This window comes from Leclercia sp. GLN_9 (assembly GCF_043105735.1).
Classification (GTDB): Bacteria; Pseudomonadota; Gammaproteobacteria; order Enterobacterales; family Enterobacteriaceae; genus Enterobacter; species Enterobacter adecarboxylatus.
On sequence record NZ_JBICLV010000023.1, the window covers coordinates 50,309 to 64,972 of the forward strand.

13 protein-coding genes are annotated in these 14,664 nt (G+C 55.4%); 1 reads left to right on the plus strand and 12 read right to left on the minus strand.

Going from position 1 to position 14,664, the window contains the following annotated elements:
* Nucleotides 1-237: 237 nt before the first annotated feature.
* The 12 genes from wecG to trxA form a co-directional block, all read right to left on the minus strand.
* Nucleotides 238-978, minus strand: coding sequence for a lipopolysaccharide N-acetylmannosaminouronosyltransferase (gene wecG, locus ACF8PE_RS16350; RefSeq protein WP_144884736.1), 741 nt, complete (start codon nucleotides 976-978; stop codon nucleotides 238-240).
* A gap of 12 nt (nucleotides 979-990) precedes the next feature.
* Nucleotides 991-2,343, minus strand: a complete 1,353-nt coding sequence (wzyE, locus tag ACF8PE_RS16355) for an ECA oligosaccharide polymerase (protein WP_130588091.1) — start codon at nucleotides 2,341-2,343, stop codon at nucleotides 991-993.
* Nucleotides 2,340-3,419, minus strand: coding sequence for a TDP-N-acetylfucosamine:lipid II N-acetylfucosaminyltransferase (locus tag ACF8PE_RS16360; protein WP_392495072.1), 1,080 nt, complete (start codon nucleotides 3,417-3,419; stop codon nucleotides 2,340-2,342). The genes wzyE and ACF8PE_RS16360 overlap by 4 nt, the downstream gene beginning before the upstream one ends.
* Nucleotides 3,416-4,666 carry a lipid III flippase WzxE gene (gene wzxE / locus ACF8PE_RS16365; protein ID WP_164541144.1) on the minus strand — a complete coding sequence of 417 codons (1,251 nt, stop codon included), beginning with the start codon at nucleotides 4,664-4,666 and terminating at the stop codon, nucleotides 3,416-3,418. Before wzxE ends, ACF8PE_RS16360 begins: the two co-directional genes overlap by 4 nt.
* Before the next feature lies 1 nt (nucleotide 4,667).
* Nucleotides 4,668-5,798 carry a dTDP-4-amino-4,6-dideoxygalactose transaminase gene (gene rffA / locus ACF8PE_RS16370; RefSeq protein ID WP_163604387.1) on the minus strand — a complete coding sequence of 377 codons (1,131 nt, stop codon included), beginning with the start codon at nucleotides 5,796-5,798 and terminating at the stop codon, nucleotides 4,668-4,670.
* A gap of 4 nt (nucleotides 5,799-5,802) precedes the next feature.
* Nucleotides 5,803-6,480, minus strand: a complete 678-nt coding sequence (rffC, locus tag ACF8PE_RS16375; protein WP_230431068.1) for a dTDP-4-amino-4,6-dideoxy-D-galactose acyltransferase — start codon at nucleotides 6,478-6,480, stop codon at nucleotides 5,803-5,805.
* Entirely contained in the window at nucleotides 6,477-7,739 is a 1,263-nt protein-coding gene (gene wecC, locus ACF8PE_RS16380) for a UDP-N-acetyl-D-mannosamine dehydrogenase (RefSeq protein ID WP_392495073.1), read from the minus strand. Before wecC ends, rffC begins: the two co-directional genes overlap by 4 nt.
* Nucleotides 7,736-8,866, minus strand: coding sequence for a non-hydrolyzing UDP-N-acetylglucosamine 2-epimerase (gene wecB, locus ACF8PE_RS16385; protein WP_032615176.1), 1,131 nt, complete (start codon nucleotides 8,864-8,866; stop codon nucleotides 7,736-7,738). Before wecB ends, wecC begins: the two co-directional genes overlap by 4 nt.
* A gap of 57 nt (nucleotides 8,867-8,923) precedes the next feature.
* Nucleotides 8,924-9,970: an ECA polysaccharide chain length modulation protein gene (wzzE, locus tag ACF8PE_RS16390; protein ID WP_392495074.1), complete on the minus strand. Its 1,047-nt coding sequence runs from the start codon at nucleotides 9,968-9,970 to the stop codon at nucleotides 8,924-8,926.
* Between the two features lie 12 nt (nucleotides 9,971-9,982).
* Nucleotides 9,983-11,086, minus strand: a complete 1,104-nt coding sequence (gene wecA / locus ACF8PE_RS16395) for a UDP-N-acetylglucosamine--undecaprenyl-phosphate N-acetylglucosaminephosphotransferase (protein WP_032615180.1) — start codon at nucleotides 11,084-11,086, stop codon at nucleotides 9,983-9,985.
* A gap of 240 nt (nucleotides 11,087-11,326) precedes the next feature.
* Entirely contained in the window at nucleotides 11,327-12,586 is a 1,260-nt protein-coding gene (rho, locus tag ACF8PE_RS16400; RefSeq protein ID WP_001054528.1) for a transcription termination factor Rho, read from the minus strand.
* A 337-nt stretch (nucleotides 12,587-12,923) separates the two neighbouring features.
* Nucleotides 12,924-13,253: a thioredoxin TrxA gene (gene trxA, locus ACF8PE_RS16405; RefSeq protein ID WP_006179218.1), complete on the minus strand. Its 330-nt coding sequence runs from the start codon at nucleotides 13,251-13,253 to the stop codon at nucleotides 12,924-12,926.
* A gap of 144 nt (nucleotides 13,254-13,397) precedes the next feature.
* Here trxA and rhlB point away from each other — a divergent pair, with 144 nt between their 5' ends.
* Nucleotides 13,398-14,663, plus strand: a complete 1,266-nt coding sequence (gene rhlB, locus ACF8PE_RS16410; protein ID WP_032615184.1) for an ATP-dependent RNA helicase RhlB — start codon at nucleotides 13,398-13,400, stop codon at nucleotides 14,661-14,663.
* Nucleotide 14,664 lies beyond the last annotated feature (1 nt).

The window sequence follows — 14,664 nt, forward strand, 5'->3', positions numbered from 1 at the left end:
GCCTGAGCCGGTTATTGTTATAGGTACAGATGTGCTATCACGGGCTGTGCGTTATGGACCGTTTATGTTAACGGTTGATGCAAAAACAGCCTGGTACAGTAATGAGGGGAGGAATGGTTTCTTAAATTTTGTGAAATGGCAAACGATGCGTTAAAAAAATGAATGTATTGCACAGAAAAGCAGCAGGTTTGCTGGCAGGTTGCAGCGCGAACAACAGATCGCGCTGCAAATAAGCTCTTAAAGCCGACCGGAATGGTGCCAGGCGAGATAACGCAGCAGACGCAACTGGCGGCGGATGCGGCTGGGCTGTGATAACAAGCGGTACAGCCACTCCAGGCCGAGGGTCTGCCAGGCCTTTGGCGCCCGCTTCACATGGCCGGTGAAGACGTCATAGGTGCCGCCAACACCCATATAGAGCGCGTCCGGGTATACCTGACGGCAGTCGCGCATCAGGATCTCCTGGCGCGGGGAACCCATCGCCACGGTGACAATCTTCGCCCCGCTGTCACGAATGCGGGCAAACAGCGCCTGCTGCTCATCTGCGTTGAAATAACCGTTCTGGCTACCGACGATATTCACCTGCCATTGGGCACGTAGCTTCTGCTCGGTTTGCGCCAGAATCTCCGGTTTGCCGCCGATAAGGAAGACCGGCGTACCGTCTGCCCCCGCCCGCGCCATCAGCGCTTCCCAGAGGTCGGCTCCTGCCACACGGGAGACGTTCGCATCCGGGTATTTCTTGCGTACCGAACGCACCACGCTGATCCCATCAGCATATTTAAATTCTGCCGCCTCAATCAGTTCCCGGACCTGAGCGTTATCCTCAATGGTAAGCATTTTTTCTGCATTGATGGCCACCAGCGTGCCGGTCCTTATCTCATTTCCCGCGCAGAGATAGTCCAGGGCATGTTGCATATCACGCCAGCCGATCAGCTTCAGGCCCCGCAGGTCATACTGCGGCGCAGAGGTATTGTCAGTCATTATTATCCTTACTCAGACTCGCGAAAGCGTCCTGCCGCTTGCCGGTTCACGCTTGCGCACTAACCCGGCGGTGTCGAACAACCAGTACAGCAGCTTCGCCATCAGCAGACAGGCGCCAAAAACCATCATGAAAAAGACCACGCGCGAGACGAATGAATCCAGCCCCTCTCGCGCCAGCACGATCATATTGAAAATGGCACCGAAACAGAAACTATGCAAAATCGCTGCCTTATAGCGATTGGTCTCCTGATTGCCCAGCGTATAGAGCCAGTCGAACCATTTGATAATCAGCCCAACGGCGATCGCCCCCGGCAGGATGAACCAGCCGCCGCCCATCACCACCAGCGAGCCGATCAGCGTCGGTGAAATCGCCAGCCCGGAGTGGTTGTTCAGCACCTCCCAGGTAAAGTAGTTGGCGGTGTTCAGGACCACGCCCGGCCTGTCCGGCCATAGCCAGGTGGGGATAAAGACATAAAAATCGCGCACGATGGGCGCCAGCCCCTGGAAGTCGATTTTGTCGTAGTTTTGCAGCAGCAGAGCGAGGTTTTCCCACGGCGAGAAAGTGTCGCGGGTAAGGTACAGGAAGGTGTAAAACGCCTCATCGCCGCTGACGTCCATGCCATAGCGCTTCAGCGCCAGCCAGAACATACCCACAATCCCCATCACGCCCGCAGCAGCCAGCATCCATAATGAGATCCAGCCGCGAATGATGCCGATAAACAGGAAGATGGCGAAGGCAATGATGATGTTCGCGCGCGTACCGCCGACAATCATGTAGGTCAGCAGGCCAAAGGCCACGGTACTGACGAGGAAAAACAGCCACGCCCGGGCGTCCTGGCGCAGGAAATAGATGACCAGCATCGCCGGAATAAAGAAGTAGAAGAAGCGCTTAAGCGCCACCCCGGAGACTTCACTGGAGAAGATCTGGCTGTAGGAGTGCAGCTTAAACAGCAAAAAGCCGTTATGCATGAAGAAGATACCGACGGTGACAAGCGCAATCCCCATCAACATCACCCAGGTCAGGTGGGTCTCAACCCGGTTCATGGTAAACAGCGGCCGTCGCTCAACGTCAGGGCGGGCGGGCCTTAGCCGCGTCTTATAGGCGACGTAGTACACCCCATAGAAGCAGGTGGCCGACAGCAGCGCCTGCATCAGGATCTCCGGCGGCACAACGGCCACATCGAAGCGGAACACCAGCATGCTGGTGAGCGGGAAGCCAAAGTAAAAGGTAAGCAGAAATAGCAGCGAGAAGAAGACGTTGAAGTTAAAGCGCACCCGCCGGAACTCGAACCAGGTCAGGGTGGCAATAAACAGCGCGCTCAGAAGCCAGATGACCAACAGTCCGCTAAATTGCAACTGGCTCATGCTTTCTCCCCTGAGGCGATCCGCAGCGCCTGGTGCCACGGCGTGAGGTAGTTCGGGCTGAAGAAGTCGATGGCGTTTTTGTCCACCTGCGTCAGCTGTCGCTGTGCTTCACGCACGATCTCTTCGTTAAGATCATCAGTGGTGAACAGCACCGGAATGTGCTGCTCCGCCATATCCTGCCAGAACGGGTTGTCGCGATTGAGCACGCAGGGCACGCCCGCCTGGATCAGCAGACACAGCGTACCAATCCCCTGCTGGCGCGCGAAGATGAAGTAGCCCAGATCGCACTGGCGCAGCAAAGCGAGATAGTCGTCAAAGGCCAGCTTATCGCTGAGGATCTGCAGGTTAGCCGGGCTGAACAGCGCCAGCCCGCTCTGACGGACTTCATCAATATACGCCGCGTTATTAGCAGGATAGCCCATGGGCACAATCACGTTAACCGTATCGCCAAATTGCTGATGCACCGCCTTCAGGGCCGCAATATGCTCATTACTGCGATCCCCGGAGTTACCCACCAGAATCGTCAGCTTACCCTCGCGTTTCACGTCCCTGGCTAAACCGTTCAGCGCGGGGTCCATGCGGGTAGGAAAATAGAGCAACTCCCCGCGAACATTCGGATGACGTTGGGCGAAATAGTTCAGATCGCCGCGGGTGGCAAAAATACACCCTACGCGCCCCTGAGCCATGCGGCGCAGCGGGTAGAACAGACGGAACTTCCAGCCCTGAGACACTTCATACAGGTCGGCGCCCCAGATATGCCAGTTGAACTGCGCAGGCTTGATGCCCCCGCTCAGCAGCGCCAGCCAGAGGCCGGTATTGAACTGCCCGTGGAAAAAGAAGCGCTGCTGGCGGTTCGCTTTTGCTCTGGCGATCACCGCTTTGGCAAGCGAAGCTTTGTCCGGCCAGAAGGTAAGGTTCAGTGCCGGGCAGGCGGCGCTCAGGCCGGTATCTTTACCCACCACCATAAATTCGCGCGCCAGGGCGCTGCCGGGTGCCAGCTCATCATTAAAGATCCGCAGTACGGTCTGGTTATGGTGTGGGATATCCGATCCCAGGACGTGAATCAGTGCAGTCATGCGCGTTTATGCCAAAGTAAAAAGACGCCGCAACAGGCAGCAAAATAGACAATGTAGGTAGCCATATAGGCCTGGGCCGCCCCCAGCGCGCCGTGCGACGGGATAAGCCAGTGCGAGAACGCCGTCAGCAACGTGAACTGGCTGATTTCCGCGAGAATATAGAGCCGCAGCGATGCTTTGGCGATCACCAGATAGCCGAAGACGTAAGCGCCTACTTTCAGTACATCGCCTACCAGTTGCCAGGCGAACAAATCGCGCATCGCGGTAAATTTGTCAGAGAACAGCAGCCAGATGGCGACATCACGCAGCAGCCAGACGGTAAAGCTGGCCACCGCCACTGCCGGTAAAACGAAGCGCAGGGAACGGAGTATCTCGCGGGTGATCTCTTGTCGGCCGGTGAGCCTTGAGAGCGTGGGCAACAGGTAGACGCTAAAGGAGGCGGTAATAAATTGCAGGTAGGCGTCCGAGATGCTGCTGACCCCTTGCCAGATCCCCACCTCATCCCAGCTGTAGTGGGCTGCCAGCAGGTTTCGCATCATCACATAAGCCACCGGCAGGGTGACGGAGGTGATCAGCGCCATCAGGGTGAATTTGCCCAGTTGTCCCGCGAGGAGCGTGTCCCATTTTGGCTTGAGGTAGTGCAGCGGAATCGTGCCTCTGCGCATCAGCATTCCCGCCGCCGGGATCACCACCAGCGCAGGCACCAACGCCAGCCCCAGCAGCGCGCCTTCATAGCCGCCGAGACGGTAGCAGGCGTAATAGGCCATCACCCCAATCACGCTGCCGACGATCAGCGCCAGCGCATTGCCGGCGGCATCGCGAAAGCCCTTCATCAGCGCCAGCAGCAGGTTTGCCCAGGCGATACCCATCTGCACCAATGCGACCAGCCGCACCAGGCCCTGATAGCCGGTGTGACCAAACAGCCCCTGACTGATGGGGGCGGCTGCCAGTAAAAAGATAATCGCCAGCAAGGTGGAAAAACCCAGCACCATCGCTGATGAGGTTCCGACTACCGTGCGTAATTGCGCCTTATCATCATGATATTGCGCAACATATTTGGTGACGCCGTTGAAGATGCCCGCCCCGGCCAGCACGCCCAGCACGGTAACGAGCTGACGGAAGTTACCCGCCTGCCCGACGCCCGCCGGACCAAATGAGACCGCCAGCAGTTTGACGACCAGCAGCCCCGCGCCGATCTTGACGAGTGTGGACGCGGCGGTCCACACCGATGCTTTCGCCAGAGACATATCAGCCGAAATAACTCAGAAGGGTATTAATCACCGTGCGCTGGTTGACCGCAGCGAGGTTGTAGAACAGCGGTAAGCGGAGTAACCGCTCACTTTCTTTGGTGGTGAAACGGTCTTCGCCGACGAACTGGCCAAAGGCTTCCCCTGCCGGGCTGGAGTGCAGCGGAATGTAGTGGAACACCGCCAGGATCTCAGCCTCTTTCAGGTACGCGATAAGCTCGCCGCGATCGTCGTTATCCCGCAGCTTGATGTAGAACATATGCGCGTTATGCACGCACTCTGCCGGGATGGTCGGCAGCTCGATACGGCCTTTGCGCGCCAACGGGGCCAACGCATCGTAATAGGTCTGCCACAGGGCCAGACGCTGCTGGTTAATGCGATCTGCCGCTTCCAGTTGCGCCCACAGGTACGCCGCCTGCAGATCCGCCATCAGGTAGCTGGAGCCGATATCACGCCAGGTATATTTATCTACCTGCCCGCGGAAGAACTGGCTACGGTTGGTGCCTTTCTCGCGGATGATCTCCGCGCGCTCCACCAGGGCGCGATCGTTAATCAGGGTCGCGCCGCCTTCACCGCCTGCGGTGTAGTTTTTGGTTTCGTGGAAGCTAAAGCAGCCAATATGACCGATGGTGCCCAGGGCGCGGCCTTTATAGGTTGACATCACCCCCTGCGCGGCATCTTCCACCACATACAGGTTGTGTTTTGTGGCGATCGCCATGATGGTGTCCATCTCGCACGCCACACCGGCATAGTGTACCGGCACAATGGCGCGAGTTTTATCGGTGATGGCCGCTTCAATCAGCGTCTCGTCGATGTTCATGGTATCCGGGCGGATATCCACAAAGACGATTTTCGCCCCGCGCAGCACGAAAGCGTTAGCGGTCGAGACGAAGGTGTAGCTTGGCATAATGACTTCATCGCCAGGACCGATATCCAGCAGCAGGGCTGCCATCTCCAGTGAGGCGGTGCAGGACGGCGTCAGCAGGACCTTCGCGCTTTGAAAACGCTGCTCCATCCACTGCTGGCAGCGGCGCGTATAGCCGCCATCGCCACAGAGTTTGCCGCTGCCCATCGCAGACTGCATGTAATCAAGTTCGGTGCCCACCACAGGAGGCGCATTAAATGGGATCATCTTGTCACCTGTATAGCCAGTAAGCGGTCGTTTCGATGTTGCCGCCGCTTGCGATATAACGTTTAAGCGCGGCGGTGTTGCCCATCTGGGTCGCCACCCGCACAGTAGAAAGCTGCTGTTGTTGGGACCAGCACAGCGCCGCCTGCATTAACTGCTCGCCCATGCCGCGCCCGGCCAGCAGGCCGATACGCGCGTCGGTGTCATTCAGTTTACGCAGGGAGACAAATCCCTTGATGGTGCTATCCGGCGCACGAAACACCAGGCAGAGATGGTCGAAGCTGCCTTTGACCGCATTTTCGATCCACTGGGCATAGAAGCGGCCGCTGTCGTCCGGGGCGTACCAGGGCGCGCGGAACCGGCTCTGCGCAAAAGCCTGCGCGGCCAGCTGGCGCAGCGCCGGAATATCCTGCTCTGTCGCGATTTCCGCTCCAGGGCAGGCGTGCTGCGTCACGTTGATCGCGAGATCGACTTCACCCTCGACCAGCCTGAAACCCTGCTGCTGAAGCGCATCCAGCCAGTCGGCGCGGGTGGCCGGAATTTTGGCCTGCAGGCGTTGCCAGGCGGCTAAATCATCGGCCGCCAGTAACGGGGCGTCTTCAGACAGGCGCACAATGGCCGTGGGCAGGGCAAAGAACTGACTTTCCCAGTCCAGCGGTTGTAACGCGCCACGCAGCTGACTCAACGCCAGACGCCTTTGGTATCAACGATAAACTCCTGACGAACGGCATCGCCCGGAATCGCTTTAAACGCATTGTGATCCACCAGCAGTACCAGCACGTCGGCGGTAGCCAGGGCATCCTCTACAGATGTCAGAGTGCAATGACCGGCCAGCTTTTTCGGCAGCTCATGAATATTAGGTTCAACTACCTGCGTTTCGCCGCTGTGCCAGTCGGCAATCATCTCAGCAATTTCCATCGCCGGGCTTTCGCGCAGATCGTCAATGTTCGGCTTAAAGGCAAGACCAAAACAGGCGATAGTCACTTCGTTTGCCCGCTTGCCGCTCTGCGTCAGGTAATCAGCCACCGTGGCTTTCACCTGGTTCAGTACCCAGTGTGGTTTGCTGTCGTTCACTTCACGAGCCGTACGGATCAGACGCGCCTGCTGTGGGTTCTGCGCCACGATAAACCACGGGTCAACCGCGATGCAGTGGCCGCCTACACCCGGGCCAGGTTGCAGGATATTGACGCGCGGATGGCGGTTCGCCAGGCGAATCAATTCCCAGACGTTAATCCCCTGATCGGCACAAATGAGCGACAGTTCGTTAGCAAACGCGATGTTGACGTCACGGAAGCTGTTTTCCGTCAGCTTGCACATCTCGGCGGTACGGGAGTTAGTCACGACGCACTCGCCTTCCAGGAAGATGTTATACAGCTCACTGGCACGGGTAGAACAGACAGGCGTCATGCCACCAATCACACGGTCGTTTTTAATCAGCTCGACCATCACCTGTCCTGGCAGCACACGCTCCGGGCAGTAGGCGACGTTAATATCAGCCTGCTCGCCCGCCTGCTGCGGAAAGGTGAGATCCGGGCGCGCTTCGGCCAGCCACTGTGCCATCTGCTCGGTGGCACCCACCGGAGAGGTTGACTCCAGGATCACCAGCGCGCCTTTTTTCAGCACCGGGGCAATGGATTTTGCAGCCGCTTCGACATACACCATATCCGGCTCATGCTCGCCTTTGAACGGCGTAGGCACGGCAATCAGATAGGCATCGGCGGGCACCGGTGTGGTGCTCGCTTTCAGGTATCCTCCCTCAACGGCGGTTTTTACCACCTTGTCGAGATCCGGCTCCACAATGTGGATTTCACCCTTGTTGATGGTGGCAACCGCATGCTGGTTGATATCCACACCCACTACCTGTTTTTGACGGGAGGCGAATGCCGCCGCCGTTGGCAGCCCAATGTAGCCAAGCCCAATGACAGAAATGGTCGTAAAACTCATAGCGATACCCGATTGTGTTTGAGTGCGTACAAAATACGGTCACAGGCCTGGCCATCACCATACGGATTATGGGCGCGGCTCATGGCCTGATACTCTTTATCGTCGTGCAGCAGGCGCGTCACCTCTTCCACGATGGCGCGCGAATCGGTGCCCACCAGCCGCACCGTTCCGGCTTTAACCGCTTCCGGGCGTTCGGTGGTTTCACGCATCACCAGCACCGGTTTGCCCAGGGAAGGCGCCTCTTCCTGAATGCCGCCAGAGTCCGTCAGGATCAGCCAGGCGTGATTCATCAGCCAGACGAAAGGCAGATAGTCCTGCGGCTCAATCAGGATGACGTTTTCGACATGGCCCAGGATGCGGTTGACCGGCTCACTGACGTTCGGGTTCAGGTGTACCGGATAGACAATCTGCACATCTTCATTCAGGGCGGCGATTTCTGCCAGCGCGTGGCAGATTTGCTCGAAGCCCTGACCAAAACTTTCCCGACGGTGGCCGGTGACCAGAATCATCTTTTTGCCATTGGCCAGGAAGGGATACCGCTCGGCCAGTTCCCCACGCAGGGTATCGCTGGTCAGTACCCGATCGCGCACCCAGATAAGGGCGTCGATCACCGTGTTGCCGGTGACAAAGATATGCTGGTCGTTAACGTTCTCGCGCAGCAGGTTTTGACGGGAGTTCTCCGTCGGCGCGAAGTGGTACATCGCCAGATGCCCGGTCAGGGTACGGTTTGCCTCTTCAGGCCACGGGGAAGAGAGATCGCCGGTACGCAATCCGGCTTCGACATGCCCCACAGGAATACGCTGATAGAACGCCGCCAGACTGGTGGCGATGGTGGTGGTGGTATCGCCGTGTACCAGTACGACATCAGGCATGAACGACTCCAGAATAGGTTTTAACCCTTCCAGAATACGACAGGTAATTTCAGTTAATCCTTGCCCCGGCTTCATAATATTGAGGTCGTAATCGGGAACAATAGAAAAGAGGTTAAGGACCTGATCCAACATCTCCCGATGCTGGGCGGTAACGCAAACTTTCGCCTCGAAATAAGGGTCGTTTGCCAGCGCGTGTACCAGAGGCGCCATCTTGATGGCTTCCGGCCTCGTACCAAAGACGGTTAGTACTTTCACATCGATTCTCTTCGATTAGGCGATGAAGGCCACAGGCCTTCATCGTAGATGGCGTTCTTAATTTTTGCGACGACGGGTTAATGCCACGCCAGCGCCAATCAAAGCACCCACAATCCCCCACATAATCATCAGGAATGCGCGACGTGGACTATCGCGTTTTACAGGTTCTTCAGGAGTTCGCAAATAACGATAGGTCTGAAAACGTGGATCCAGTGTCGGACCGACGTTGAGGGTTGTTAGCATGGCGCGATTTTGGTCGTAGTCGAGGTCTACATCTGGCCCCACGGCTTGCAGGTTTTCCAGACGCGCCTGCAGCATCGGGCGACCCAGCAGGAACATTTCAGAGTCCGGCAGTTCGTCTATGGGTACGTCAGTTTCGCTGCGGGAGATGTTGCTCTTCTCCGCAATCTTCAGCGCCTGTTCAATATTATGAACCCGGCGGTTGAAGATCGCTTTCGCGACCTCTTCCTGACGTTTGACCTGCGCTTTCATCTGTACGGTACGCGCCGCCCAGGCCCCTTTCAGTTCATCATTCAGATGACTTGCCGCACGCTGGCTGGCGAAAGCAACGTACTGACGCAGCAGGTTATTGGCATCCGGCGCGGTTTCCGCGATCAGTTTGACGCTGTCGTTGATGTTGCGCAGCGGATCGCCCGCCATAAACTGGATATTGTTGATCAGCTCATCCAGCAGGGCGGCATCTGCCTTGCTGTTACCCACCATACGCTGTTTGTAATAGTCGGTCTGGTTCCAGAAATCACGACGTGTATCCCAGGAAGCCAGCTGCATGATGAACTCTTTGTACGATTCGTCCATCACTGACGGCTGGTCGGCGGAGGCGGGATTCGCTTTCACATCCAGGTTACGCAAAAACTGTTGCTGGGAGTAGAATCCCCCCAGCATGTTTACCGTCGGACGGTCAGTAATCGCCGTCGCGCTCCACTCTTGTCTGGCGAAAAAAGTATAAGCCAGGGCGATAAGTGCAAAGCCCAGCGCAATTCCTGCAATCCAAAACTTGCCCGCCCATAACACGCGGAACAAGCCACGAACATCCAGCTCATTCTCAGTTACCACTGATTTTGCTCCCGCCAACGGTTGAGTCATTACAGTCCCGATTTACTTGGTTAAAGTTGGGTTATTGCCATTATTTCGACGCATACGACGTTTCACGCGTTTAATAAATCGCGCCACTTTCCATGCGCGCTTAATACAATAGCCGTACAGGAAAAATGCTAGCAAGAATAATACCAACATTACCCATTCAGGAATGAAATGAGCATATTCTGCGGCGACACCAATACCTGCCAGCAGCGCAGCGGCCAGCGTAATTAAGACAAAGGCCTGACGTGAGGTGAAGCCGGCACGCATAATGAGATGGTGAATATGTTGACGGTCTGGCGAGAACGGACTCATCCCTTTACGCAGGCGACGGTACATAATCGCCACCATATCCATCAGCGGGATGGCAATAATCCACAGCGCCGTCACCGGGCTGATCGGGTGGGTATTCCCCTGGGTGGTTTCCAGCAGGATCCAGATGACGGTAAAACCAATCAGCGTACTCCCGGCATCGCCCATAAAGACTTTATAGCGGCGCCCCAGCACGCCCAGGTTCAGGCAGATATAAGGCAGAATGGCGGCAATCATCGCAAAACACCACATCGACAGGCTGTATTGTCCGTCGAACCACAGGATGATGCCGATCGCGGCAAACGACACGCTGGAGAGACCACCCAACAGGCCGTCAATGCCATCCACCATGTTAAAGGCGTTAATCGCCGCCCACACCGCAAACAGCGTCAGGAAGTAGCCGAACGGCCCTAACACCATCTCCCAGGTTCCGAAGATGTAGCCCAGGCTACTGAGATAGAGTTTGCCGACAACCATCATGATGACGCCGATAGCCGCCTGAACCGCAGCGCGAAATTTCACGCTGATATCAAACCTGTCGTCCAGCGCCCCCACCAGTACCAGCACACCGGCACACGACAAATAGAGCGCCGCATGCGGGATATAGTAATCCGCAATACTGAAGGTGAAGCAGATGCCCGCATAAACAGAGATTCCGCCAACCAGCGGAATCAAGCCTTGATGGCGTTTACGATAATTGGGCTTATCCACCAAACCGACTCTTTTTGCCGCCTTACGGGCGAGAAATAAAAAGCAGGTGGTGAAAAGAAAAATACTGATTAGCTCAGTCACCGCGGTGAGTAGATTCACTATGGATACTCTCAACAAATGTTAATCCCGGAAGTATAACCTTGAAGGCTCGGCTTCAGAAGGAAAAAGCAGGCCTCGCCCAAGTCCCTTTGTTTATTTTTCAAACAATTAATTTTCTGCTTTGACGAACATTCCGATTTTCGTCTCTCGCAGAATAATTCTACAGCGCACTGTAACAGCGTATAAGTCAGAAAAGAAAAACGCCACGTAAAAACGTGGCGTTTCGGCGGTTTATTTACTTTACGAGCGCTTCATCATATCGAAGAAATCGTCGTTAGTTTTGGTCATCGCCAGTTTGTTAATGAGGAATTCCATTGCGTCGATTTCACCCATTGGATGGATAATTTTGCGCAGGATCCACATTTTCTGCAGCTCTTCCTGAGTGGTGAGCAGCTCTTCTTTACGGGTACCGGAACGGTTGTAGTCGATCGCCGGGAAGACACGTTTTTCTGCAATCTTACGAGACAGGTGCAGTTCCATGTTGCCTGTACCTTTAAACTCTTCGTAGATAACTTCATCCATCTTCGAGCCGGTATCGATCAGCGCCGTTGCGATGATGGTCAGGCTACCGCCCTCTTCCACGTTACGCGCAGCACCGAAGAAGCGCTTCGGACGGTGCAGGGCGTTGGCATCCACACCACCGGTCAGCACTTTACCAGAAGCCGGAACCACGGTGTTGTAAGCACGCGCCAGACGAGTGATGGAGTCGAGCAGGATGATAACGTCTTTTTTATGCTCAACCAGACGCTTCGCCTTCTCGATAACCATTTCCGCAACCTGAACGTGACGGGATGCTGGTTCGTCGAAGGTAGAAGCCACAACTTCACCTTTCACCAGACGCTGCATCTCGGTTACTTCTTCTGGACGTTCGTCAATCAGCAGCACCATCAGCACACAGTCTGGGTGGTTGTAAGCGATGCTCTGCGCGATATTCTGCAGCAGCATGGTTTTACCCGCTTTTGGCGGTGCCACAATCAGACCACGCTGGCCACGACCAATCGGAGACGCCAGATCCAGAACGCGAGCGGTTAAGTCTTCGGTAGAACCGTTACCACGCTCCATGCGCAGACGCGAGTTCGCGTGCAGCGGCGTTAAGTTTTCAAACAGGATCTTATTGCGCGAGTTTTCTGGTTTGTCGTAGTTAACTTCGTTAACTTTCAACAGCGCAAAGTAGCGTTCACCCTCTTTAGGAGGACGAATCTTACCTGAAATGGTGTCACCAGTGCGGAGGTTGAAACGGCGGATTTGGCTGGGGGAAACGTAGATATCATCAGGACCGGCGAGGTAGGAGCTGTCTGCAGAGCGGAGGAAACCAAATCCGTCCTGCAATATCTCCAGCACACCGTCGCCAAAGATATCTTCGCCACTCTTTGCGTGCTGCTTCAGGATGGCAAAAATGATGTCCTGCTTGCGCATACGAGCCTGGTTTTCCAGTCCCATATTTTCGCCGAGAGTGATCAGCTCAGAAACCGGCGTATTCTTTAATTCGGTAAGATTCATAATGGTGTGGGTTCTTAAACTCGGGGTGATACTCGAACTTAATTTGTGAATGGTATGGCAGGGTCATCCATGCCTGTTAGCGGCCATCGACTCATGTCTGTTCGCTGTCTGGTCACAGGGAAAGCACAGAACTGAAACGACAAGACGGATTGAGTGACAAGCCCGGAATCTATCCACTTCACGCACTGTTTAAAGGAAACAACGGGAAGTATCGGGTAAAACAAGATTCAAACAACAAGGTATGTTTAAAACGAAGTCATAGGTAACTTAGCATGACTCAAGCCGGGCGTCCAGAGATCCAAACAATTTAGAAACTCTGGACGCTCAGACGAGAACCTTACGCCAGGTTGGCGTCCAGGAACTCTTTCAGCTGACCTTTGGACAGTGCGCCCACTTTGGTCGCCGCAACTTCACCGTTTTTGAACAGCAGCAGAGTTGGGATACCGCGAATGCCATACTTAGGCGCGGTGCCCGGGTTCTGGTCGATGTTCAGTTTAGCAACGGTCAGTTTGCCCTGATATTCGTCAGCGATCTCATCCAGAATCGGGGCGATCATTTTGCAAGGACCGCACCATTCAGCCCAGAAATCGACGAGGATCAGCCCGTCAGCTTTTAGTACGTCCGTGTCAAAACTGTCGTCAGTCAGGTGAATAATTTTATCGCTCATATATAACTCCACAGGAATAAGCCTGGCGCGTTGATCTCGCTTCCATCAACGACCTGTTGATGTAGCATTAACCAACTAAAGGTTGACTTTATTTCACCGGATACGCTTTCGTAAAGCAATAGTAAGCTGATATTCTACCACACTATGAGCAAAACACATTTAACAGAACAGAAGTTTTCCGACTTCGCCCTGCACCCAAAAGTCATCGAAGCCCTTGAAAATAAAGGGTTTCATAACTGCACGCCTATTCAGGCTCTCGCCCTCCCGCTAACGCTGGCAGGTCGCGATGTTGCAGGGCAGGCGCAAACCGGTACTGGCAAAACGATGGCGTTTTTAACGTCAACGTTTCATTATTTACTTTCTCACCCGGCAATTGCTGACCGCAAAGTTAACCAGCCGCGCGCGCTGATTATGGCCCCGACGCGAGAACTGGCGGTACAGATCCACGCTGACGCAGAGCCACTGGCACAGTCCACCGGCCTGAAACTCGGCCTGGCCTACGGCGGTGACGGTTATGACAAACAGCTGAAAGTGCTGGAAAGCGGCGTCGATATTCTGATCGGCACCACCGGCCGTCTGATTGATTACGCTAAACAGAACCACATCAACCTCAGCGCTATCCAGGTTGTGGTGCTGGATGAAGCCGATCGCATGTACGATCTCGGCTTTATTAAAGATATCCGCTGGCTGTTCCGTCGCATGCCTGCCGCTAACCAGCGTCTGAACATGCTGTTCTCGGCAACGCTGTCGTATCGCGTCCGTGAACTGGCGTTCGAACAGATGAACAACGCCGAATACGTCGAAGTGGAACCGGAACAGAAAACCGGCCACCGTATTAAAGAAGAACTCTTCTATCCGTCGAACGAAGAAAAGATGCGTTTACTGCAAACGCTGATCGAAGAAGAGTGGCCAGATCGCGCTATCGTGTTCGCCAACACCAAACACCGCTGTGAAGATATCTGGGGCCACCTGGCTGCGGATGGACATCGTGTAGGTCTGTTGACCGGCGACGTCGCGCAGAAAAAACGCCTGCGCATCCTTGAAGAATTTACCCGTGGCGACCTGGATATTCTGGTGGCGACGGACGTGGCGGCACGCGGCCTGCACATCCCGGCAGTGACCCATGTCTTTAACTACGACCTGCCGGATGATTGCGAAGATTACGTTCACCGTATCGGTCGTACCGGTCGTGCGGGCGCCAGCGGTCACTCTATCAGCCTCGCCTGTGAAGAGTACGCTCTGAACCTGCCAGCGATTGAGACCTATATCGGTCACTCGATTCCGCAGAGTAAATACAACCCGGAAGCGCTATTAAGCGAACTGCCGCCAGCGAAGCGCCTGACGCGTGCCCGTTCCGGCAATGGCCCGCGCCGTAACAGCGCACCGCGTAACCGTCGTCGTTCAGGCTAAA

Bases quoted from the DNA above. Each gene is read 5' to 3' on its own strand.
- wecG (WP_144884736.1), bottom strand. From the start codon at position 978: ATGACTGACAATACCTCTGCGCCGCAGTATGACCTGCGGGGCCTGAAG.
- ACF8PE_RS16360 (WP_392495072.1), bottom strand. From the start codon at position 3,419: ATGACTGCACTGATTCACGTCCTGGGATCGGATATCCCACACCATAAC.
- wzyE (WP_130588091.1), bottom strand. From the start codon at position 2,343: ATGAGCCAGTTGCAATTTAGCGGACTGTTGGTCATCTGGCTTCTGAGC.
- wzxE (WP_164541144.1), bottom strand. From the start codon at position 4,666: ATGTCTCTGGCGAAAGCATCGGTGTGGACCGCCGCGTCCACACTCGTC.
- wzzE (WP_392495074.1), bottom strand. From the start codon at position 9,970: ATGACTCAACCGTTGGCGGGAGCAAAATCAGTGGTAACTGAGAATGAG.
- wecC (WP_392495073.1), bottom strand. From the start codon at position 7,739: ATGAGTTTTACGACCATTTCTGTCATTGGGCTTGGCTACATTGGGCTG.
- rho (WP_001054528.1), bottom strand. From the start codon at position 12,586: ATGAATCTTACCGAATTAAAGAATACGCCGGTTTCTGAGCTGATCACT.
- rhlB (WP_032615184.1), top strand. From the start codon at position 13,398: ATGAGCAAAACACATTTAACAGAACAGAAGTTTTCCGACTTCGCCCTG.
- trxA (WP_006179218.1), bottom strand. From the start codon at position 13,253: ATGAGCGATAAAATTATTCACCTGACTGACGACAGTTTTGACACGGAC.
- rffA (WP_163604387.1), bottom strand. From the start codon at position 5,798: ATGATCCCATTTAATGCGCCTCCTGTGGTGGGCACCGAACTTGATTAC.